This window comes from Mesorhizobium sp. M0145 (assembly GCF_040322355.1).
GTDB lineage: Bacteria > Pseudomonadota > Alphaproteobacteria > Rhizobiales > Rhizobiaceae > Mesorhizobium.
On the sequence record NZ_JAMYTK010000008.1, the window covers coordinates 67,195 to 90,276 of the forward strand.

General features: G+C 62.1%; 17 protein-coding genes and 1 tRNA gene. 5 read left to right on the forward strand and 13 right to left on the reverse strand.

Annotated features, from left to right (window positions below; all coding sequences use genetic code 11):
- Positions 1-23 precede the first annotated feature (23 nt).
- Positions 24-398 (forward strand): hypothetical protein, encoded by a 375-nt coding sequence (locus NKJ28_RS14560; RefSeq protein ID WP_352636190.1) that lies wholly within the window; start codon positions 24-26, stop codon positions 396-398.
- A gap of 94 nt (positions 399-492) precedes the next feature.
- On the opposite strand, the gene NKJ28_RS14565 is transcribed toward NKJ28_RS14560, so the two are convergent.
- Both NKJ28_RS14565 and NKJ28_RS14570 read right to left on the reverse strand, forming a co-directional pair.
- Complete coding sequence (locus tag NKJ28_RS14565) at positions 493-1,311, reverse strand: hypothetical protein (RefSeq protein WP_352636192.1); 819 nt, start codon at positions 1,309-1,311, stop codon at positions 493-495.
- Positions 1,312-1,458: 147 nt separating this feature from the next.
- On the reverse strand, positions 1,459-1,587 hold the full coding sequence (locus tag NKJ28_RS14570) for a hypothetical protein (RefSeq protein ID WP_352636194.1): 129 nt from the start codon (positions 1,585-1,587) through the stop codon (positions 1,459-1,461).
- 177 nt (positions 1,588-1,764) lie between these two features.
- Here NKJ28_RS14570 and NKJ28_RS14575 point away from each other — a divergent pair, with 177 nt between their 5' ends.
- Positions 1,765-2,364 (forward strand): hypothetical protein, encoded by a 600-nt coding sequence (locus tag NKJ28_RS14575; RefSeq protein ID WP_352636196.1) that lies wholly within the window; start codon positions 1,765-1,767, stop codon positions 2,362-2,364.
- Positions 2,365-2,644: 280 nt separating this feature from the next.
- Here the strand turns inward: NKJ28_RS14575 and NKJ28_RS14580 are convergent, their stop codons facing one another.
- On the reverse strand, positions 2,645-3,772 hold the full coding sequence (locus NKJ28_RS14580) for a RelA/SpoT domain-containing protein (RefSeq protein WP_352636198.1): 1,128 nt from the start codon (positions 3,770-3,772) through the stop codon (positions 2,645-2,647).
- A gap of 326 nt (positions 3,773-4,098) precedes the next feature.
- Here NKJ28_RS14580 and NKJ28_RS14585 point away from each other — a divergent pair, with 326 nt between their 5' ends.
- The 3 genes from NKJ28_RS14585 to NKJ28_RS14595 all read left to right on the forward strand — a co-directional run bounded on the left by NKJ28_RS14585 (position 4,099) and on the right by NKJ28_RS14595 (position 12,270).
- Positions 4,099-5,442, forward strand: coding sequence for a hypothetical protein (locus NKJ28_RS14585; RefSeq protein ID WP_352636200.1), 1,344 nt, complete (start codon positions 4,099-4,101; stop codon positions 5,440-5,442).
- Positions 5,443-5,763: 321 nt separating this feature from the next.
- On the forward strand, positions 5,764-10,197 hold the full coding sequence (locus NKJ28_RS14590; RefSeq protein ID WP_352636202.1) for an NACHT domain-containing protein: 4,434 nt from the start codon (positions 5,764-5,766) through the stop codon (positions 10,195-10,197).
- Positions 10,198-10,518: 321 nt separating this feature from the next.
- Entirely contained in the window at positions 10,519-12,270 is a 1,752-nt protein-coding gene (locus NKJ28_RS14595) for an adenylate/guanylate cyclase domain-containing protein (protein WP_352636204.1), read from the forward strand.
- Between the two features lie 214 nt (positions 12,271-12,484).
- On the opposite strand, the gene NKJ28_RS14600 is transcribed toward NKJ28_RS14595, so the two are convergent.
- The 10 genes from NKJ28_RS14600 to NKJ28_RS14645 all read right to left on the reverse strand — a co-directional run bounded on the left by NKJ28_RS14600 (position 12,485) and on the right by NKJ28_RS14645 (position 22,980).
- Positions 12,485-14,200 (reverse strand): DUF6538 domain-containing protein, encoded by a 1,716-nt coding sequence (locus NKJ28_RS14600; protein WP_352636206.1) that lies wholly within the window; start codon positions 14,198-14,200, stop codon positions 12,485-12,487.
- 97 nt (positions 14,201-14,297) lie between these two features.
- Positions 14,298-14,382 (reverse strand) — tRNA-Leu (locus tag NKJ28_RS14605).
- A gap of 73 nt (positions 14,383-14,455) precedes the next feature.
- A complete protein-coding gene (locus NKJ28_RS14610) occupies positions 14,456-15,076 on the reverse strand; it encodes a 2,3-bisphosphoglycerate-dependent phosphoglycerate mutase (RefSeq protein WP_352636208.1) in 621 nt (206 codons plus the stop codon).
- 58 nt (positions 15,077-15,134) lie between these two features.
- Complete coding sequence (gene dapB / locus NKJ28_RS14615; RefSeq protein WP_352620859.1) at positions 15,135-15,968, reverse strand: 4-hydroxy-tetrahydrodipicolinate reductase; 834 nt, start codon at positions 15,966-15,968, stop codon at positions 15,135-15,137.
- Positions 15,965-17,824, reverse strand: a complete 1,860-nt coding sequence (locus NKJ28_RS14620; RefSeq protein WP_352620857.1) for an ABC transporter ATP-binding protein — start codon at positions 17,822-17,824, stop codon at positions 15,965-15,967. The genes dapB and NKJ28_RS14620 overlap by 4 nt, the downstream gene beginning before the upstream one ends.
- 119 nt (positions 17,825-17,943) lie before the next feature.
- Entirely contained in the window at positions 17,944-18,969 is a 1,026-nt protein-coding gene (locus NKJ28_RS14625; protein ID WP_352451886.1) for a glucokinase, read from the reverse strand.
- Positions 18,970-19,090: 121 nt separating this feature from the next.
- On the reverse strand, positions 19,091-20,185 hold the full coding sequence (gene mepA, locus NKJ28_RS14630; protein ID WP_502897614.1) for a penicillin-insensitive murein endopeptidase: 1,095 nt from the start codon (positions 20,183-20,185) through the stop codon (positions 19,091-19,093).
- 56 nt (positions 20,186-20,241) lie between these two features.
- Positions 20,242-21,150, reverse strand: a complete 909-nt coding sequence (locus tag NKJ28_RS14635) for an SDR family oxidoreductase (RefSeq protein ID WP_352636213.1) — start codon at positions 21,148-21,150, stop codon at positions 20,242-20,244.
- Complete coding sequence (queG, locus tag NKJ28_RS14640; protein ID WP_352575350.1) at positions 21,147-22,307, reverse strand: tRNA epoxyqueuosine(34) reductase QueG; 1,161 nt, start codon at positions 22,305-22,307, stop codon at positions 21,147-21,149. The genes NKJ28_RS14635 and queG overlap by 4 nt, the downstream gene beginning before the upstream one ends.
- A complete protein-coding gene (locus tag NKJ28_RS14645) occupies positions 22,288-22,980 on the reverse strand; it encodes a glutathione S-transferase family protein (RefSeq protein ID WP_352476844.1) in 693 nt (230 codons plus the stop codon). The genes queG and NKJ28_RS14645 overlap by 20 nt, the downstream gene beginning before the upstream one ends.
- Positions 22,981-23,082: the final 102 nt, after the last annotated feature.

A 23,082-nucleotide genomic window follows, 5' to 3' on the forward strand; every position in this document is an offset into this window, starting at 1 on the left:
CTTTGTCGACGATTGGAACCTAAATGATGAAAATACTGTCCTGGAAGCGAGATCGGCCGAAACTGAACGGCGCGGTCGTTCTCGCGCGACGCCCCGGAGAGAACCAATTCGTTGGCCTCATCGAAACCAGCCTCTTCATGAATTGGTCGCCAACACGCGTTCGCTTTTGGTGGACGGACATCATCAGCGACGCCGCGCTTGGCCTCACGTTCGATGTCGACGGCAGTGGAGATGCCGAGGCACACGCCAGGCATTGCCGGAGAAAACAGCCGAACTGGGAGATCACAGTTTGGGATGCTCACGACGAAAACCTCCCAATCTGGATCGATTGGAACGCATGGGCCGACGCAGATGACAAATACAGCCACCGAAATCCGACGTTCGCTATGAAGGAGTGAGCTGGCTCTTCGCGGCTGTCTCAGACTTCTGATGAAAGACACTGAAGCCCCTTGGTAAGCCCTTCTCTGGCCCATACCAGTGACAGACTGAACGTCAGGAATGCCCAATGTCGGTCGTCAAAGCTGCATGGGCCGACTTCCAAAAGCGGACATCGCCTACGCTCGGATCAGCTGGCCTTCGCAATTCGGCTCCAAGTGTGAAGCGCCACAGCGGCATTCGTCCGTCGCCGCCTTTCTGACGCAGCGCCCCGAAGCATTCCGGCTGCGCCGGCGCCGCGATGCGGACGACCTCGCCATTTTCGATCGTGCGGTCCGCATAGTACCGGGCGAACATGCGGCTGAGGAAACCTGCGGTTTCGAACCCTTGATTGCTCAGTTCGGGGGGAGCGCAGTCGAAGTCGAGCGTGATCAACCGGTCGCCGTCAACCACTGCTCTCGGCTCCCCGATCTCCCAGTCGCCATATTGCATCACGGTCCATGCGATCTGCTGGTCCGACGGGTCCGACAGCTCGAATGCGCCGCTGAAGATCTCCGCTTTACCGATGGTCAGGTGCACGGTGCCATCTGGCGCGATCGGGCTTGTCCGCTCCGGATCCATCGTCAGGCGGAGAAGAAGCGGCGCTCGCATGCCAAGCGATTCGTCGCCGAGCGATGCCATCTCGCTCACCTTGAGGGCTTCCATCATATCGAGGGTTAGATCGCCGCCACCCGGGGCGAGCTTTTCGGGATCGACGAGCGTCCATATGGACCAGCGTGCCCAGAATATCGCCAGCTTGAGCGTTCCTCCCGTCGCCGCGGCGTAGCGGTCAAGAGACTTGCGGTAGTCGCGCGTCAGGAGACAGCGACGCTGACGAAAAGCGTTGCGCGCATAGACGTTCTTCAGTTCGACCAGCCAATTCGTCCCGTCCTCCAAGACGACCCTGAAATCCGGGGGCTGCATCTTTCGGACGCAAACACCCGTCCACCGTCCTCCGGCTTGATGAGCTGGACGTCGCCCAAGCTCACGACAAGTGCCTCGAACATTGCTTCGGCGCGCTGCCCCTGAAGAAGGATGAGTCCTTCAGGGCGCGATCGATTGCTGCTCGACATGAAGTCCGAAGGCCGATCGTATGGCCGCGTCGTTCAGGTTGATATCCGTGCCTTCGCCGAACCGGGAGAGCTCGCGAAGGAGGTCGAAAGGCTTGCTCATGACTTCGCCTCCTTTGGGGGTTCAACCAACCATAGACCTCAGGAGCTCCCGCATCGTGCGACGTTAACAACAACACCTAATTCGACTGGGCCGGAGAAGACGACCTGTGTCTTGGCTAGTGGCTAAGTTCCTTTCATGTATCTTGTCGCTGACGCACAAATAACTTGGGAGAGGGGCGTGTACTATCTCGCACAATATCCGGAGAACCCGCCGGGCTATGTTCACCTTTCAACGTCCTCGGAATGGGAACCGTGGCTCAATGGTGTGATCCCCGCCGGACTTCATGCCGATGTCAGAGGGCGCCTGCGTTCCAACCTTAAACACATTTTCGTGGGGCTAGAGATGAAAGCCGCTCTGATCGTGCCGCATGCGACTCGGGTCTCCAACCGGGCCGTTCTATTTGAGCCCTATTGTCAGCTTATTACGTTCGAGTTCTGCGTCGGCGTATTCTCCGTGTGTGAAGGAATCGGCTCGGCCATTTGGCTGCGCAATCAGAACGACGATGGCGCTGCAGCGCCACGGATCACACCCGACAATTGGATTGGCGCCCTGGTGGCGGAAGCCGATCCACACGGAGCACTCAATCTCGACAACAAGGTGCGTGGCGTCAAAGCCGTACGAAACAAGATTCACCAAGATCAACTTGGAGCCCGGACCGAAATCGACTGGCACGCGTTCGGGTATGATCAGTCGTTCGTGCCGGCTAAGGATGCACTGGGGATCCTAATGCAACTAAATGCTGCCGATATACCGGCCGCGACCAACCTGCGACCGTAGTCTTGGCATGGTGAACATAGTGGGGATGAAGGAGATAGACCCGCAAATCGCGAATTTGGTGTATACTGTGCGGTCTGTTTGAGGAGTGTCAATACTCCCGTATGTACATGGCAGCCACTCAGCAGCAGATTGAAAATGAGCCGGATGCGCCAACTGCCGACGCTGAGCGCCAGACTATGAGCCTTGGGTATTCCCGAAACCCTTTTTTCCGGACATTCCCCACCGATCTATCCGAACGGGAACATGGGCCGTGACTCACCGGAAGCTTCCCTTGGCTGATCTACCGCCGTGGCTCGATCCACTGGGTGTAGCGCCTGTGCAGGAGGCCGAAGTTCGGCTTTTCGATTTCTCGAGGCCTGACCACCTCCTGCGGCGCAATGGTGTACTCAAGGCCGGGCCTGCCAAGGCAGGCAAGCTGCAGATTCCGAATGAAGAGGCTGACGTCACCGAAATAGTTCGGATAGGTGGCGACGAGCTTGTCGATCTTGTCGACCTGCACGAGGACGACCTTTTCCTGGTTCTCGCCCGCCTCGATTGCCCTCTCGGCGATACCGAGTTCATACGTGGCCGACATTGTGTCCGGATAGGTCTTGATCTTCACCGTATGGTCGGGATGGTACCGGATCAAGTAGTAGCGGCCCCGTTCGTAGACGAAGTTCTCGGCGAAGTGGGTGGCGGCCCTGATGTTCTGGAGCATGCTCACCGCGCCCAGCCGGGCGTTCAGGTCCTTCAGTTCCCGAATGCGTTCCGTACGCTCGGGCACCCCCTCCGGCAGTGGGCAGCGCTCGACATGTGCGAACTCGGCCGCGGCCAGCACGAACAGCCGCAGCCAGTCGGCGTCACCCTTGTGGTGCTTGAGGTCTTGGTTCCGGTAGAGGCTGACAGCCTCAACGGCGGTCGCCCATGAATGCTGGAGCCGGGTCCTGATTTGCAGTTCGATACGCCGCCCGACGTAGGCGTCGTCCTGCCGGGTGTTCGGCTGGAACTCAAGGGAGATGTGGTGACTCCGGTAGCCGTCCTCCTTCGGGTTCTGGATGTAATTCCACTCCCTGCGAATTCCGTGCGGGGAGCGTCCCCTAATGCGGTCCACGAGCTTGTCTATGCCATCGATGTCGTTCAGAATCGCCCGGCATCCTCCCAGGTCCTGCATCTGGTCGAGCCTGATGGTCGTATCCCCGAGTTTGCGCCGTATGGACGACATCCGTTTCGGCCGGGAAGCCATATCCCCGGGAATGCAGGCCTGTCGCATGTGGCTGCGAACCGAGGCACGGATGCTGCGCGTCGGGCGGATGTGGGAATCACGCCACGAGTTGGCGACCGTGAAGGTCTCGAGGGCCTCACGGTAGTTGGCAGAATCGAAATAGACCTTACCCGCGAGCCTTTTGCCAGCCGCGCGGACGTCATCCATGCTATATTCAAGACGCGGATACTTCGACATTTTCCGAATCACCTACCAGATTCCGAATTGATCAACAGTAAGTCTCCTGCTTGACCTGTCCAGCCGTAGATGGCAGGAGGCCGCAGTTGTTCCCACGCATTCTTGCGTCCGGATCCTTGTGCCGTTTTCGTGGGCACACGATTTGTTGGCGGATCGAGAGGGATTGCTGTCGATGACGTCCGCTTTTGGGCAGTGGCCAAGGCACTCAGAACGGTCGAAACGGAGGTGCGAAGCCGACCAGCTTAATCAGCTGGCGCTCATGTGGCACTGCGAGACCCACTTGAAAAGAATGACCGATGCCGCTCGCGCCTGATCAGCTCGCGACGATCGTGCGGCACGGGATCTCCCGGCTGCGGCTGAGCGTCCGCGAATGGCAGGCGATCGCTTCGACCCGACGGGGAACGCGCCGCTTCTCGCTGACCTTCCCGCATGAGGTGGCGCGCACCGGCCGCCGAGGTGGCCTCGCCTTAATCGAGATCTTTGCCGAGGACGAGCTCGATGGCGCGGAGCTGGCGGAGCTTGGCTTCTCCTTGCTGGTCGGCAGGGTCAGGTCAGTCGGCGCGACCGCCACCTTGGATTCGCGCGTGGTCCTCGACTTCGTGCTACCAGTGACGTCGTCGCTCTCCATACTGCTCCTGGAGGGCATCGTCGAGCCGCAACTGCGGCCCCACGCCGCGGCGCTGGCCGCGGATACGACCGACTACCGGGCGGTTTCCGAGCGCCTGGGAGAGCGGATCGTCGAGCTGTTGAACGAGGTGTCCGATAACACGCCGGCGCTCCAGCGCATCCTGGCTGAGCACGAGCGGGAGCGGCGGTTCACGAGCGCCCGTGCGCTCCAGCAGGACGCGGTAAGCCTCGCGCTGAAAGCGTTCGGCGCGACCGACGAGGCGGCATCAATCTCCTTGTCGGGGCGAGACACGGCGCTGGCGACGGTGCCGCTCCGCGAGGACGCCGTCATCGAGCATGACGCGCGCTGGGTGCCCGGCTGGGATTTCATCGACAGCGACGTGACCGGGCGCGCGACCTTCGCCCGGCTCGGCGAACAGCTCGACATCTGGACCGCCAACCACCGACCGCTCGAGCACTTGCTCGGCGTCGATCTCATCTACCTCAATGAGAGCCGCGGCGCGCTGGTTATGGTCCAGTACAAGATGATGGAGCCCCAGCCGGGAGGGAAGGAGACCGTCGAGGTGGACGGCTGGTCGTTCGGACGGCCCGAGGAGCCTGAATGGCTCGTCCGGATCAACGACCAGTTCCGCGACGAGGTCGCGCGGATGAAACGGTTCGACCGCGACCTGGAGCCGACGGGCGACTATCGGCTGCACCCGGGCGCGTTCTTCTTCAAGCTGGTGAAGCGCAACGCCGCAGTCACGACGTCCGGCATCCTGCTCAGCCTGGGGCACCTGGAGCACCTCGCCGAGCGAGGCGAGCTGGAGGGACCGAAGGGCGGGCTCAGGATCAACTACCGCCAGCTCGGCGGCCATTACCTGCGCGGCGAGGGATTCGTCGAGCTGGTGCGCTCGGGCTATGTCGGCACGCGCGGAGCGACGACGGACCACCTGCTTGCGCTCATCCGGGCCACGCTCAGCGAAGATCGCGCCGTCGTCGCAGCGATCCAGTCGGCGGTGCCGCGCGATTAGCGACGGCAGCTTACAGGATCGAGAATCGCAACGCTGAACAAGCCAACATGAGGCGCAAAGCTACCGTTCACGCCGTGACAGACGTAAGTCCGCTCGGGTTCAGGTCACGACGATGCCCGCGCCGACCGGAATATCCGCTCCGAAAGATCCACAGCCTGAAGGCGCCAGTCGGCTGTCGGCCCCTAGGGAGCAATTTGACCGAGGCTGGACGAAAGAACGTCGAAGCGCGCCGAAGCGAACCTCTAAGCTTCGCACACAGAGATTTTAGCCGGTATTTCGTAATCCTGTTGCGGTTGTCGACGCGGCGAATAAACTCTTCGTATGCCCTACGTCGACATCAGTCGAAGATTTTCAAAATGGCGCGATGAGAATGCGTCAGATGAAGATTTCGCTCTGTTTGAGCGGAGCTTCGTTGGCGAAGCTACTTGGGATGAACTTCTCAAATATCAGCGGGTGATCCTGCTCGCCGAGGCAGGGAGCGGGAAATCTCGAGAACTCGGAGAGCGCGCAAAGCGGCTTGCAGCTGCTGGCGAGTTTGCCTTCCACGCCACCGTTCAGAACGTCGCGAAAGAGAGCCTTGCCGGGGCGCTTGATGGTCCGTCCCGAGCTCGCTTGGAGGGGTGGCAGAATTCGGAGGCGACGGGCTGGTTTTTCATCGACAGCGTCGATGAAGCCAAGCTTGACCACATCCGTTTCGTCGACGCGCTTCGCAAGATCGGGGATGGCTTGGGCAACGGCCTCCCACGCGCGCGCATCATCATCTCAGGACGATACACAGGGTGGGAGTTTCGGGCCGATCTTCAGCGCCTAAAAGAGGTGCTCCCGGTCGCTCGGCATACCGACGCCGGCCAAATCGAGCCCGATCAGGTGCTCGGAAGAATTCTGCGGAACGAAATTCAGCGGGAATCGAGGGCGGAGAAGCCCGAGCAGCCGCTTGTGGTGCTCATGGCCCCTCTTGATCGGGACCAGGTACGCCTATTTGCGCAAGCCCAAGGTGTGCAGCAGCTCGACGAGTTCATGAGCGCGCTGGACCACGACAATCTCTGGCACTTCGCGAAGCGCCCTTTGGATTTGGGCTGGCTCGTCGACTACTGGCGGAAAAACCAACGGTTTGGTCGTTTCGCGGAGATGCTGGAGGCGAGCGCCAGGGCTCGCCTGCAAGAAGAAAATCCGGAGCACGGTTCGCGCGATGAAATCGACATCGAGCGGGGGATGGCGGCCCTGGAGCGGATCGCCGCAACGATGGTATTCGGTCGGAATGACCGCATCGAAATCCCGGACACCGAGCTTACTCTTGAGGCCTCGAACGCGTTCCGGTTGAGAAATATCTTGCCCGATTGGCCGACTGAACAGCTACCGATGCTGCTTTCGCGGTCGGCGTTCGACCCGGCCTCGCTCGGGCAGGTCCGGCTGCACAACGACAATGAAGGCGTTGTTCGCGGATTTCTCGCAGCTCGTTGGCTACAAGCGCGGCTTGAAGCAAATGCCCCACGGTCGCGGGTCTTTGCGCTCCTGTTTGGCGATGCTGACGGCACCCCCATTGTCCTGCCGTCTGCGAAGGAGACTGCAGCATGGCTGTCGGCGTGGAATGGCGACGTCGCGCGGGAGGTAATACGGCGCGATCCATCGCTCTTGCTAACTGCGGGAGACCCGACGAGCCTTTCCACGGAAATTCGTCAGGCGGTGCTCGAAGCAACATTTACCCAGCTGGCGGCCGGCGTCACGCGTTACCGCCGGCTGGACCCCGATGTAGTCCGCAGGTTCTCCAATTCCGACATCGTCCCTGCATTGAAAGCGGGGTGGTCAAAGCACGGCGACAGGACCGAAGTCCGGCGCCTGATCCTCAATATGATCGATGCCGGTCGCCTTTCTGATGCGGTAGACATTGCGCGAATCGCGGTGAATGGCGAGTTCTCGGATATCACGACGCTCGTCCTGGGAACTCGCGCTCTTGGCGTGGTGGGTGAGCCGTCAGATTTGGCAAGCCTCGCGAAAGAGGTTCTTGCCAACTCGTCATCAACGGATCCGACCGCCGTTTGGGAAGCGCTTGATGTCCTGTGGCCCCGACACCTCTCCGTAGACGGTTTCCTGTCGCTCATCCAAGAGCTCAAGAAGAAGGGAGATCGTGCTGAGCAGTTCGGATGGCGGGGCAAGGGTCTGATAGAGCGGCTGGAGAGCCGATCCGGACTGAAAGCGCTGGTGAAGGGCCTCCTCGACATGTTGGGCGAAGAGCCCGACGAAGATGAAGATAGGCATCCCGATGAAAAGCGGCTGCAGCCTCTGTTGCAAGCAGCGGCAACAGCCCTGCTGAAGCAGAGCCCGCGAAAGGTTTTGGACCCGTTTTTGGTCGATGCAGCATTGCGTCTGAACGGCGACCGAATGGGCGTGCGCCGGTTTGAGGACCAGGAGTTCCAGCCGCTCCTGCATGCGTCTGCGGAACGCAGGCGGATTGGCCTCTGGCACGCGGTGGAAAAACTCAGGGACCATCCGCGCGTGCAGAAGATGGGCCTCACCAACATGTGGCAGCTCGATATCGTGGGCTGGTCGTCGGGCCTGCGAGAAGAAGACATCCCATGGCTGCTTGATGACGCGCGCCAGGGCGACACCCCGCAGAAGCGACGCCTCGCGTTGAGCGCGTTGATGTCGCTCTGGCGAGACACTGGCAAGTCCGATGAGCTGCTTGCTCGGATAAAGGGCGCCGCCGAGAAGGCGCAGGAGTCGGACTACCTCGAAGCCTGGCTAAAGCCGCCGGAGCTTTCGAAGCAGGAGATCGAGCACCGGAAGGAGATGGATCGGCTTACTAAGAAGCGCGAGCGTGAGGAGAAGGAGCGCGACAAGTCATGGTTCGAGTTCATCGATCGGCTCAAGGCCGACCCGGAGCAACTGAGGACGCCGCCGCCCGATCTGAAGGCTGGCAACGTTGATGGCCGGCTCTTCTATATCTGGGAGCTACTGCACGCCGCGACGTCGGAGCGGACCGGCTACGCGATCGACAGTTTCGGCCCTCTCGCAGACGTGCTGGGTCCTCACGTGACCCGCGAAGCCACCATGGCTCTCACGAAATTTTGGCGGACGCACAAGCCGACGCTCACCAGTTCAAGGCCCGCGGAGAAGCGCAATGTTGGTTCGAAGCTCGACTCCATGGGCATCGTGGGTATCTCGCTTGAAGCGAAGGCCGACAGCCGGTGGGCGCACGAGCTGACGAGCGAGGAAGCGACGATCGCTGCACAGCTTTCGACGCTGGAACTGAACGGATTTCCGCACTGGCTTTCTCAGCTCGTCGAGGTCTGGCCCGACGAGGTCGCCGTTGTGTTTGTTCACGAGATCATGGACCACCTTACCGTGGTTCCCGATCAACACGGGTTCCTTGACAAAGCCGCCTATGCAGATGCTCACCTAGCGTCCCTCGTTGCACCTGCTCTGTTGAAATACGTTTTCGAGAACGATGATCTCGGCGGTGCGCCGCTCAAGAAGGCATTCAATGTCATCGGGCGCGCACTGCCCGAGATCAACGTGTCGCTTACGTTCACCGAGATGACTCTGGCTCGTTTCGCTTCAGCACAGTGCGCAGAAGATGCCGCGCTCTATCTCGGCTTCGCCATGCGTACTAATCCCGAAGCCAGCATTGAGGCGCTTTCGTCGAAGCTCGATGCTCTAAAACCCACCGACCAAAGGATCCTTTCGGAGCATGTGCTGCCGGCGATATTCGGTGACCAGTGGCTTCGCGGTGGGATGAACCCCGGAGTTTTGCCATTCCCTGTCTTGGAGCGGCTCGTGCGGATCGCGTTCCGGACGATCAGGCATGATGAGGATATCCAGCACGAAGGCGTCTATTCGCCAGGTGCGCGTGACCACGCGGAAGGAGCTCGCAGTTCTCTGTTCAAGCAGCTCTGCGAGACCCCTGGTCATGAAACGCTCGAAGCGCTTAAGCGCATCGGTGCCGATCCGGACCTGCAATTTCCTGCGGAGCGACTACGGGAGCTCGCATACGACCGAGCATCGGCGGATGCTGAGCACGAGCCCTGGCCGGCGTTTGAGGCCTTTGAACTGGAAAGGGAGTTTGATACGGCACCGCGAACGCCGCGAGACCTACAGCTTGTTGCGCTGTCTCGGATCGCAGAGATGAACGACGACCTGCACAACCATCGCTTCTCACAAGGGAAGACGGTCAAGCGGCTTCTCAAAGAGGAGGACGTGCAGAAGTGGCTTGCCTGGGAACTGGAACGTGCTGGTGGGCGAGCCTACTCACTGGAGCGCGAGCCACACGTCGTGGATGAAAAGGAGCCGGATATCCGGCTCCAGTCAAAGGTGACGGACGCAAGTCTGCCACTAGAGATCAAGGTGGCTGAGAGTTGGTCGCTTCGGCAGCTCGAAGACGCCCTGACGCTACAGCTCTCCGGTAGGTACCTGCGACAGCGCGACCACCGTCATGGGGTCCTTGTGCTCGTTCACAAGGAGGCCCGCGCCGAAGGCTGGGAAGATGACAGTGGGATCATCCTGACGTTCCCTCAGGTGTTCCAGCGACTGAAGGGCCTGGCCTACCGTCTTGAGACAGGAGGAATCGATGCGGCTCGAGCCGAGATCGCCGTGATTGATGTCTCGGACATCGTCATTCCCGACCCACCGAAGCGGAAAAAGCGTAACTCGAAGGTCAAAACCCGTGAGACTACCTTCGAGGGACACGCGAGCCGCAAGGCGAAGCCAGTGGAGAGCGCCGAGCCGCAGTCCCCTTGGCAACCGGCTTCACAGATGTGATCCAGTCGGCTCAGGCGGTTCGAAGGTATTTACCGGCCCAGTAATGGGATGACGCCCTAGGTCGTCAGCAGAATGGCAGCTTGCTGATTGTTTCATGCTGACTGCGGACGGTCAGCTTCGGCCCAAGGCTGCCTGTCTGAAAAGCGCCTTTGGCGCATCGGCCCGATTGCGATCGTGCAACCGCTCCTCGAGAGCGGTCACTTCACGACCCAAAGCTGTGCTTCTTCGTTCGTAGCGGAACGGACTGCAATGGTATCTCGCAGGCCACAAACTTCGCGGCTATCCGGCCGCAGCTGTGATAGGTTCCGGTATGGGCATGCAATGACCGAAGTACGCAAGCTCGCGGCAATCCTGGTGGCGGACATCGTCGGCTTCAGCCGTCTGACGGCGAGTGACGAGGATCGTACGCTCGCTCGCATCCGCACGCTGCGAAGCGACCTCGTCGATCCGACCATCGCAGTTCATCGGGGTCGGGTCGTGAAGAGCACCGGCGATGGCGTGCTGTCCGAGTTTCGGAGCGGCGTTGACGCGGTCCGATGCGCTATGGAGCTGCAGCTAGAGATGCTCGAGCGCAATTCCGGATTGCCGGCAGAGCGTCGAATTGAACTGCGCATCGGTATTCATATCGGCGATGTTGTCGAGGAATCGGATGGCGACTTGATGGGCGATGGCGTCAATATCGCTGCTCGTCTGGAGGGCATAGCGAAACCAGGAACCATCTGCCTGTCCGAAGATGCCTACCGTCAGGTGCGGGGCCGGCTCGATCTCGCGATTTGTGATCTCGGCGAGAGAGTCCTTAAGAACATTGCTGAGCCGATGCGTGTTTATGCGCTGGAGGTCGGTACGCCTGCCCGTCGCGAGCCACCTGTCTTAACCGGAGCCACCTCGGCTCCGCTCGCCCTTCTCGACAAGCCGTCCATCGCCGTGCTGCCCTTCATCAACATGAGCGGCGACGCCGAACAGGAGTTCTTTACCGACGGCCTGACAGAGGACATCATCACCGATCTCTCCAATGTACCGGGCTTCTTCGTAATCGCCCGTAACTCCACCTTCGCCTACAAGGGCAAGCCTAGTGATGTCCGTCAGATCGCTCGCGATCTAGGAGTCAAGTACATACTTGAGGGCAGCGCGAGGCGGTCCGTCAAGCGTTTGCGTGTGAATGTGCAGCTGATCAACGCGGCGGAAGGCGGCAATCACGTCTGGGCCGAGCGTTTCGACCGCGAAATCGCCGACATCTTCGACGTTCAGGACGAGGTCACGCGACGCGTTGTTGAAGCGATTTCTGGCAAGCTTGGTGAAAAGCATATTGTTGCCCGTTCCCGACCGTCAAGTCTCGAAGCCTATGATCTTTGTGTTAGGTCGCGAGGCAAATGGAACATTTCCAGATCAGACAACAGTGAGGCGTGTGCTGATTTGGAACGTGCCGTTCAGATCGATCCACACTACTGCGAAGCGCACAGCAATCTTGCCATCTCACTGCTATTTGGCTGGATTATTTGGGGCGAACCACAGATACCCGGCCGCGCAAGGGCTCTGATGCACGCACAACGGGCCGTGGAAATCGATCCTGGCGATTCCCACGCTCGCAGGATCCTGGGCTGCGTTCAGCTTAATGAGCGCAATTGGGATGAAGCAAAATTCCAATTCGATGCTGCCGTTCGGCTAAATCCCAACAATGCAGATGCGGTTGCATGGATGGGGGAGCTTCAAATCTACTTAGGCAAGCCGGAAGCGGCGCTGACCGCTTGTGCAGAGGCGCTGCGTTTAAATCCTCGTCCACCCGGTTGGTATTTCTGGATCATGGGAATGGCGCAAATTTCCGCCGGTCACTACGAAGAAGCTGTTTCGTCCTTGAGCCGGGAAGAAACCTACGGGACAGGTTCGAGGGAGCACCTGATTGCGGCGCTTGCCCTTGCCGGCCGCTTGCCTGATGCACAGGAGGAAGCCCGCCTATTTCTTGCGGGCAATCCAGGTTGGACGATCGGCGAACTAGTAGCGAACTTGCCATTTAGTAGCATGAGCATTGCGCAGCCGTTTGTTGATGGCTGGCGTCTGGCGGGCCTGCCTGAGTAGGTACATGTTGGCGGCGGTGGAATACCCGCACGCCATGAGGCGGCGGACGTAGCGGCACCGGAGCGAGGCCTGCGAAAGCGCACTATCGACCGGTCCATCTCTGATTTGCCACCCCGGTTCCGGCCCAAGCGCTACGTCTGACTAGTGGTTCGGCGATGACCGCTCTTGCCGCAATCATGAGGTTGCGAGCTTGCTCCAGCGCAGACGTGTAGCTCTAAGCATCTAAGGACAGGCCGCGGCGCGGCGGCAGTTCGATCTTCTCGAGCGCTGATGCCATCGGGGCCAAGCCGATATGCCTGTAAACACCCGAAGAACTGCTGTCGGTGTGGCCCTGAATGGCGTCGGCCACGCTGTCAGAAATGCCAACCCTTGACGCTTCGGTCTTGAACCAGTGCCTCAGCGCGTGATTGGGCGCCTTGCGTGGATCAGAAAACCCGTTTTTTCGGATCCAGGACGCCAGCCGGTTGGCAACGCCCTTCGAGGCGTGCTTTCGCTTTGGATCGCCTGACGAGCGGCCATAGAAGAGCGGACCCTGTCCCTTCTCTGCCACGAATTCGAGGAATCCAGCTGTGAGAAGTGCGGGGTGGATCGGCACCGTCCGTTCGCTTTCGGCATTCTTGAGGCTGCCGGCATCGCTTGCGGGCATGATCTTGACGACCTGGTATCCGTTTTCCTCAAACACATGACTGCCGTGGAGCTGCGCGACCTCTCCAATTCGAGAGCCCGTCGCGGCGGCCAGCCAGGGGAGCCACTTCTTCCAAGGGTCAGAAGCATTGCTGGCCAGGTCCAGCAGACGAGCCACCTCCTCGCCGCTGTAGCCCAGCATCTTTTTGCCCGCCTTCATCTTTCGCGTGAGCCTGATTCCCTCGCAGGGATCGGACGCCGCCAGCTTGTTCGCCACGGCAAACCTGAACAGCGCACGGGCGCAGCCGAGATAGCCTCGCGAGATTGTGGCCGCCGCCTTATTGGCTGTGACGAGCTTGTCTTTCCAGCCGACGATATCCTCGGCAGTGATGCGAGTAATATCGTCTGCCTTGTCGCCGACGAATGATTTCAGGTCGCGCAGGATGCCGCGCCAGCTGGACAGTGTGCTGGCACTCGGATCGGTTTCCGCCTCCCAACGCTCGAAGAGTTCGTCGAGCGAGATCGGCTTGGCGGTTGGTACCGTCGGCAGGGAACGGCCCAAGCTAGGCGCCTCAGGATTCTCCACCTGCCGAAAATTGCCTGCACGAAGATCGCCCAGCGAAGGATCAGGCTGCCCCTCGGCGATTGCCCGAAGGGCGTCGAGTTCGTCCTCAAGCATCAATCGGCCAAGAGCGATCGCATCCGAACGGCTGATTCCGGCAATGCGGTTTTCGGCGATCGCGACGAATTCAGCAAGGTTTCCGGTCGCCCGCAGGCCTTGCAGGATTTTGATGCGCTTGCTCAGACGAAAGCGATTCACGAAGGCGATGATTTTTTCGAGATCGCCTTCGGCGACGAGGTGGTCGAAATAGGTATAGGCATCCTCTGCGTCGTGCCCAAAGTCGGCCGGCACCGGCAGAGGTCCGAACTCGCCATCCCAGAACCGGGCGGGAGCCGCGGTCGCTTGGCTGAAGAGCGCCGCACGGCGTGAGAACTCATGATCGCTCGCCGCGATGGCGTGTTCACGGGCGATCTCGCTGAAGCCGGTACGGATCGTTCGGGAATCCGGCGGCGCAGCAAAGCCAAAGTTGTCAACGGCGACCTGATCAGCGCGAATCGCATCAAACCGGCTTTCCAGTTCGACGCTCTTGCGAGCGAGACGTGATTTCGCTGTTTTCAAATCTTTTGTGCGCAAGGACCGGACCACGATTTTACGCCCGTATATAGGGGCAATGTCCGTGGGAACCCAAATCCGGCAGTAAAAAGTGCCGCTTCGCGCCATCAACCGTTCGGGTAGTTTCGCCATTCTGTTCGAGCCCCGACTATAACAGTCACTGTTACAACTGGGCCGAACTGAAAAAGCAAAATCAGGACCTGAATGAAATCAGGTACTTACAAGATGATGGTGCCCAGAAGAGGACTCGAACCTCCACTCCTTGCGGAACACGGACCTGAACCGTGCGCGTCTACCAATTCCGCCATCTGGGCTGGTGCGCGCTCATTAAGCGGGCGAGGGATGAGTGTCAACGCGCTTTTTTGAAAGCCGCGTTCCTTCTCCGGCTCAATGCTCCAGCACTTCCTTCGACGCCACCGTGGAATCGGCGTTGAGCGTGTAGATGATCGGCACACCGGTGCCGAGCTCGAGCTCGACGATCTCCTCGCCCGATTTGCCGTCCAGCGCCATGATCAGCGCGCGCAGCGAATTGCCGTGCGCCGCCACCAGCACGGTGCCGCCGCGCAGCACATGCGGTTGCAGATCGTGCAGGTAATAGGGCCAGACGCGCGCGCCGGTGTCCTTCAGGCTTTCACCGCCGGGCGGCGGCACGTCATAGGAGCGGCGCCAGACATGCACCTGCTCCTCGCCCCATTTCTTGCGAGCGTCATCTTTGTTGAGGCCGGAGAGATCGCCATAGTCGCGCTCGTTCAGCGCCTGGTCGCGAATGGTCTCGAGATCGCTCTGGCCGACGGCGTCGAGAATATGCTGGCAGGTCTTCTGCGCCCGGATCAGCGACGACGTGAAGGCGATGTCGAATTTCATGCCGCGCGCCCTGAGCTTGGCGCCGGCCGCCTTGGCCTCGGCATGACCCAGTTCGGTCAGGTCGACGTCGCGCCAGCCGGTAAATAGGTTCTTCAGATTCCATTCGCTCTGGCCATGGCGCACGAGCACGAGAGTTCTCGACATATTTGCTCCTTCAAATCTTGTGGATCAGCCAAATCTGTGGATCAGCCAAGTCTGTGGATCAGCTTGTCAGGCCGAGCACGTCCCGCATCGAATAGAGGCCCGGCTTGCGGCCGCGCGCCCACAGGGCTGCCTTGACCGCGCCACGAGCAAAGATCGCCCGGTCTTCGGCGTGGTGGGCGAGCGTGATGCGCTCGCCGGTACCGGCCAGCACCACACTGTGATCGCCGACCACCGAGCCGCCGCGCAAGCTGGCGAAACCGATCGAGCCTGCCTTGCGCACGCCGGTATGGCCGTCGCGCACGCGAACATCGTTGCCGGCAAGTGCTACGCCGCGCCCGGCAGCGGCGGCTTCGCCGAGCAGCAGCGCCGTGCCCGACGGCGCATCGACCTTGTGCCGGTGGTGCATTTCCAGGATCTCGATGTCGAAATCGTCGGCATCGAGCGCGCGCGCCGCCTGTTCCACCAGCACCGCCAGCAGATTGACGCCGAGGCTCATATTGCCTGACTTGACCACCGTCGCGTGCCGTGCCGCCGCCGCGATCCTGGCATTGTCTTCGGCCGAGCAGCCGGTGGTGCCGATGACATGGACGATGCGCGCCTGTGCGGCGTAGCCGGCGAATTCGACGGTCGCGGCCGGCGTAGTGAAATCGAGCACGCCGTCGGCCTTGGCGAAGGCCGGCAGCGGATCGTCGCCGATCACCACCTCGAGCCTGCCGACGCCGGCCAGCTCGCCGGCATCCTTGCCGATATGGGGCGAACCGGCCCGCTCGATGGCGCCGGCGACGCGGGCGCCCGGTATCGTGTGGATGGCGCGGATCAGCGCCTGGCCCATGCGGCCGGCCGCGCCCACCACCACCAGGCCCATTTCACTAACGGTCGGCGTGTCACTCATGAATGTCTCCCGGCCGCCTTTTTCGCGCGGACATTTTGCGCCGCAGTCTGGATTGGCTTGCCGTCATCGACAAGCCCCAGCCCTTTCCTGCCTTGCACCCGGTGGAACCGGGCATAGACGCTGTGCGGGTCGGCCATCAGCGAGGCATGCGTGCCCTGTTCGACCAGCCGGCCCTGCTCCAGCACGATGATATGATCGGCATTGACCACCGTCGACAGCCGGTGCGCGATGACAATGGTGGTGCGCCCTTCCATGACATGGGTCAGCGCTTCCTGGACGCGGGCCTCGGCCTCGTTGTCGAGCGCCGAGGTGGCTTCATCGAGCAGCAGGATCGGCGCCTGCCGAACGATAGCGCGTGCAATCGATACACGCTGGCGCTGGCCGCCCGACAGCGTCACGCCGTTCTCGCCGACCGGCGTGTCGTAGCCTTGCGGCTGCTGGCGGATGAAATCGTGTGCCGCGGCCTGTTGGGCGGCGCGTTCAATCTCGGCGTCGGTGGCGCTCAGTCTGCCGTAGCGGATGTTGTCGCGGATGGTGCCTTCGAACAGATAGGGCTGCTGCGAGACATAGGCGATCGAGCCGCGCAGCGAATGCTTGGTGACTTTTGAAATGTCCTGGCCGTCGATTTCGATGCTGCCCGACTCGACGTCGTGGAAGCGCTGCAGCAGCGCAACCAGCGTCGTCTTGCCGGCGCCCGAGGCGCCGACGATGGCGGTCACCTTGCCGGCGGCGGCGACAAAGCTCAGGTCCTGCAGGACCGGCGCCTCTTCGACATAGCGGAAGGACACGTTGTTGAAGCGCACTTCGCCGGAGGCGAATTTCGCCTCGGCGGCTGCCGGCACGTCACCTTGCTGCGGCTCGAGGTCGAGAAGCTCGTAGATCATGCGCGCATTGACCAGCGACTTTTCCATACCGACCTGCATGCGCGCCAGCCGCCTGGCCGGATCATAGGCAAGCAGCAGGGCGGTGAGGAAGGCAACGACGGCGCCCGGCGGCTGGCCGCCGACGGTCGCCCGGTAGCCGGAATAGGCGATGACGCCGGCGACGGCGAAGCCGGCCAGCATGTCGGAGATCGGCGTCAGCCGTTCGGAGACGCGGGCGATCTTGTTTGCCCGCTGCTCGGCGCCGGCGACGAGGCCGCCGATGCGGCGCGACAGCTCGTCTTCCAAGGTGAAGGCCTTGACGATAGCGATGCCTTGCGTCGCTTCCTGCATGGCGCCGATCAGCCGCGAGTTGATCTGCACCGACTCACGCGTGATGCGACGCACCCGACGCATCAGATAGCTGACACTGTAGATCAAGGGCGGCCCGATCAGCAGCGACATCGCCGAGAGCACCGGGTCCTGCCAGATCATGACGCCGACCAGCGCGACAAGCGATACGGCATCGCGCGCCAGCGATGTCAGCGTCATCGACAGGAGATCGCGGATGCCGTTGACGTTCTCGTTGATCTGCGCGGCGAGCCGGCCCGAGCGGGTGTCGTTGAAGAAGCCGACGCCGAGCTTCATTAGATGGTCGAAGATGCGGCGCTGGTAGCGCGCCACCAGATTGTTGCCGATCTTGGCCAGCGTCACTGCCTGGCCGTAGCTGGCCAGCCCGCGCAGCATGAAGGCGGCCAGGATCGACACGCTGATCAGCGCGATAAGATCGCCGCGCTGCTTATAGAAGATCTGGTCGACGACATCCTTCATGATCCAGGCGGTGAAGGCGGTCGTCGCCGCGATCGTCACCAGGCACAGCACGGCAAGAGCATAGTACCAGCGATAATCGCGGCTGTTCTCGGCGACGATGCGGCGGATCACCGCCACGATCTCGCTGGGCCGGGCTTTCCCTTTGGTTGGTGCTGGAAGTGTCAAGTTGGAGCGCTTTGTGGTTTTGGCTTCGGCCGGCTGCAATTCGGCAACCTCTTAACGCCCCGATGGCGGCTTGCCTATGGCCGAGGACGGCGAAACTTCGTCGCGGCGCAGCTTGTATCCTAGACCCGCCAGCGCCGCCCCGCCGTCTGCACGCCGAACAGCGACGGATTTCTGGCATAGGCGGCCAGCCCTAAAAGCGCCGCCAGCGGATGGGTGATGACATAGACCGGCATGCTGCGCATCAGGGCGCTGTGCGGCGCCTTGTCCTCGAAGGCGGCGCGGAAATTGCCGGTGCGCAGTGCCGGCAGGATTTTTTGCGCGATGCCGCCGGTGAGAAACACGCCGCCGCGGCTCATGAACACTAGAGCGAGATCGCCGGCGGTGCGCCCCAGGCAAGTGACGAAGATCGACAGCGCCTCTTCGGCCACCGGATCGTTCTTTGCCAGTGCCGCGGCGGTGACCTCGGCAGGCGTTGTAAAGGGCGACGGCTTGCCGTCCGCCTTGGCCACCGCCCGGTAGGCATTGACCAGGCCGCGTCCGGACAGGATCTGTTCGCCGGAGATGCGGCCCTCGAGCTTCTCGATATGCGGAAACACCTGGAAATCGCGCGGCGAGCGCGGGCCGATATCCATATGGCCGCCCTCGCCGGGTACCGGTATCCAGTGATGCAGCGCATAAACCAGCCCGGCGACACCGAGCCCAGTTCCCGGGCCGAGCACCACCCGCCCGGAATTCGGTTCCGGCTCGTCGCCGCCGATCTTTTCCATGTGCTCTTCGCCGAGCGCGACGACAGCCAGCGCCTGCGCCTCGAAGTCGTTGAGCACCACGACGTCGCTGAGACCGAGACTGGCGAACATCTGTCTCGGCTTGACGATCCATGGGCAATTGGTAAGCGGGATCTCGTCGCTTTCGACAGGACCGGCTACCGCCAGCACAGCCGAATTCGGCCGGACCGACGAGCGGTCGAGCACGGCCGACTGGATCGCCTCGTCTATCGTATTGAAGTTGGCGGTCTGGACGATTGTCGGCTCGCCGGCCTCGGAATTCGCGTCGAGCACAATCGAGAAGCGCGCATTGGTGCCGCCTATGTCGCCGATCAGGATCGGAAATCGCAACAGAGTGTCGTCGTCGCTTACGCCTGGCATGCTCTCGTCCGTTCCCGACGCGTATCGCCGTTCTCTCGTTGACTAGCGCATGACCGCAAAAAGGGAAATCGGTTTTCGAAGTGGAGATGCACGGATGCAGACAGCAAACACGCTGCCCGCATCAGTGCCCCGGTCGTGGCCGCGGCAGCGGAATGCCGATCTCGGGGGTCGCCACAAAGGCGTTCGCCGAGGCCGGAAGCGCTGCCGCGCCGGCTGCGACCGTCGGCGGCGGCGAAGGTTCTGCCGCGAGAGCGGGTTCTGCCGCGATCGGCACGCCGTCGCCATAGTAGGTGACTGCTTCCGCCGAGGGCGGAGCCGGCGCGTCGAGCACGAACTGGCATTGCCTGGGCAGGTTCGCCATCGTCATCACGTCGCGTGCCTTCGGCTTGTCCGGGTTCTTGTTGGGGCGCCACGGCCCCTCGGTGAACCACCAGGCCAGCGCCTGGTCGCAGCCATCGCCCGGCGCCGTCGCTTCCTGCGCCTTGCAGTCGGGTGATCCAGCCTGGCAGCCGATGCGAATGTGGAAGTGGTAGTCGTGGCCCCAGAACGGCCTGACCTTGCGCAACCAGCCGCGGTCGCCTTTGACCGTGTCGCAGAGCTTCTTCTTGATCCCTGGATTGACCAGGATGCGCTCGACTTCGGGATAGCTCGCGGCGCGCTTCAACAGCCGCGTATGCATCGGCGTCCACACGCCGTCCTTCACCAAGTGGGTTTTTTCATCGACCATCAAGGTAGCGCTGATGTTTTCGCGCTCTTCGGCCGAGAGCTTGCGGTCGGGCATCGGCGTCAGCCAGATGTCGGCGTCGAGGCCGATCTGGTGGGAGGCATGGCCGGTCAGCATCGGCCCGCCGCGCGGCTGCGAAATGTCGCCGATCAATAGGCCCGGCCAGCCGTCGGCGGCAGCGTCGCGCGACAATTTCTCGATCAGCGCGATCATTGCGGGATGACCCCAGCGGCGGTTGCGCGACGGCCGCATCACCTCCCAGTGCCGGCCATCCATGGGCAGGGCGACGCCGCCGGAAAAACAGCCTTTGGAGTAGAAGCCGATCGATTGCGCTGCTGCGACCGCCGGCAGCCTTTTGGCGCCAAACAGGTCTTTTGCCCGTTGCTCGGCGCCCGCCGTCTGCGTTGCCAGCGCTGTCAAGCTGGCGACGGCCAGTGCTGCCGAAAGCAGCAGTGTTTTGCCGGGCAAGGCTCGCTTTAACGTCTTCCCCAAGCTGGACCCCTCCGCGATTTGAACCGCATCATACCACGCCCCGCGCAACGTATCGATCATGACCGTTTCATCGGGCTGCGCGCCTCGCCGTCGCGCCAGTCGCCGCTCGCCCACATGGCGTCGAGCGCCGAACGGTAGTCGGGGAAGCGAAACCCATAGCCGGCCGCCTTGATCGCCGCGTTGGCGACACGCTTGTTCTCGCCGTAGAAGGACCGCGCCATGGGCGAAAGTTGGGCGGTCTCGAACGGAATTTCGGGCGGCGGCTCGATGCCCATCAATTGGGCGGCATAGGCGACGACGTCCTGCGGCGGCGCCGGCAGGTCGTCGGTGACGTTGAAGATGCCGCCGCGATTGCCTTCGGCCAGATGCCAGAGCGCGCCGGCAATGTCGTCGCAATGGATGCGGTTGAACACCTGGCCCGGCTTGACCAGCCGCCGCGCAGTGCCGTTTTCCAGATTGACCAAGGCGTTGCGGCCTGGCCCATAAATGCCGGAAAGCCGCAGGATCGCCACCGGCCGGCCGGTGTCGTGGCCCAGTTTCAGCCAATCCTGCTCGGCGGCAACCCTCATCGCTGATCGCTTCGATACTGGCCGGCATTCGGCGGCCTCGTCCACCCAATTGCCGCCATGGTCGCCATAGACGCCGACGGTCGAGAGATAGGCGATCCATTCGAGCTCCGGCATGTTGGCCGTGATCACCTCGCGAGCCGCACCCAGCACCGGGTCGCCGGCCTCGTCCGGCGCGACCGAGACGACGAGATGGGTTGTCTTCCCAAGCGCATCGCCGATTTCGGAGGTCAGCGTGCCATCGAAACGCAGCGGCACGATACCGGCTTGCCGCAGCGCCGCGAATTTTTCCAGCGACCGTGTTGTACCGAAGATCGCTGTGTCGGCATCCTTGTTGGCGCGGGCAAAGGCCTTGCCCGAATAACCGGCGCCGAAGATGAAAATCTGCTGTTTGGTCATGTATGTGCCTCGATCGGCTTTGGCAGGGCCAGAAGCCATTCGCCTCTCACCGCCTCGTCATCTTCTGCTTGCAATGCGGCCGCTGCACGCTCGGCAAACTCCCGACTCGGCACCAGCCGCAACAGCGCCCATACCGCAGCTCCGCGAACCAGGGGCGAGGCGTCGTCGAGCAGCGCGCGGACGGCGCCGGCCAGCGACAAGTCCTGGGAATTGCCGGCGGCGATCAGCACGTTGCGGATAAAACGGGCGCGGCCGATGCGCTTGACCGGCGAGCCCGAAAAAAGCACGCGGAAGGCAGCGTCGTCGAGGCGCAGCAGCTCGGCGATCGGCGGTTCGCGCAAGTCCGCGCGGGCGGCAAGCTTTGCCTCCGAAGCGGCTTGGGCGAACTTGTTCCACGGGCAGGCGGCCAGGCAGTCGTCGCAGCCATAGATGCGATTGCCGATCTTTTCCCGGAACTCATGCGGGATCGGTCCTTTGTTCTCGATGGTGAGGTATGAAATGCAGCGCCGCGCATCGAGCCGGTAAGGCGCCGGAAAGGCATCCGTCGGGCAAACGTCGAGGCAGGCCCGGCAGGAGCCGCAATGGTCGTCCTCAGGCGCGTCCGGCACCAGTTCGGCCGTCGTGAAGATGGTGCCGAGGAACAGCCAGGAGCCATGCGTTCGGCTGACCAGGTTGGTGTGCTTGCCTTGCCAGCCGAGGCCGGCCGCCTCGGCCAGCGGCTTTTCCATCACCGGCGCGGTGTCGACAAACACTTTCACGTCCCCGCCGGCGCGCGCCACGATCTTGCCGGCGATCTCCTTCAGCCGGCCTTTCATCACGTCATGATAGTCGCGGTTCTGCGCATAGGCCGAGATCGCGCCGCGGTCGCGCTTTGCCAGGATGTCGCGTGGGTCGTGGTCGGGGCCGTAATTCATCGCCAGCACGACGATCGAGCGGACCTCTGGCCAAAGCGTCGTCGGTTTGCCTCGCCGCTCGAGCGTTTCGGCAATCCAGCCCATCGAGCCGTGAAAGCCGTCGGCAACGAATTCGGCCAGCCGTTCCGGCGCCTGCGGAATCGCATCGGGCGTGGTGACGGCAACGGCGTCGAAGCCGGCATTCCGCGCCTCGCGGTCGATCAGCGCGCGCAGCTTTGCCGTATCAGAAATCGAGGTCCGCATAATGTGACACCGGCGACAGGCCACGCACCCGGTCGGACAGAAGCGGCCGGAACGAAGGCCGTGATTTCACCCTTGTATACCATTCGCGCGCGGCGCTGTGTTCGCGCCAGTCGATCTCGCCGAGATAGTCGAGCACCGACAGTGCTGCCGCCGCCGCGAGATCGGCATAGGTGACCTTGTTGCCGGCCAGCCAATGACGGGTGCCGGCCAGCCAGTTGGTGTATTTCATGTGCTGGCGGATATTGGCGCGGGCGGCGCGGATCGCCGCCGAATCGGGCGATCCGCCGCCTGCCGTTTCCGGCATGACCGGCTTCAGAACGCGTTCGCGCACCAGATGCCGGGTAACCTCGCTTTCCGCCTTGTTGAGGTACCAGTCGGTCAGCCGGCGGATTTCGGCGCGCTCCATCGGATCCTCGGCGAATAGCCGCTTGTCGCGCTTGAGTACGCCGCGCGTCTCGTCGAGATATTCGGCAATGACCATCGCGCCGACGATCGGCACGTCGCCTTCGGCGAGCAGGATCGGCAGCGTGCCGGCCGGGTTCAGCGCCAGGAACTCCTTGCGCCGCGTCCACGGCTTCTCCTCGATCAGCGCTAGTTCCTCGCCATACTCACCAAAGGCGAGGCGGACGAAGCGGCAGCTGGCGAACATCGGATGGTGGAAAAGCGTCAGCATGGTCCCGCGATAATAGAGCGCACTGGCAAATCGCCGGCTGCGCCGGTAAGTCTTGGCCGCCCGATTCAGCGGGCTGTCAGGGTGCTGCGACCTATAGGGGGA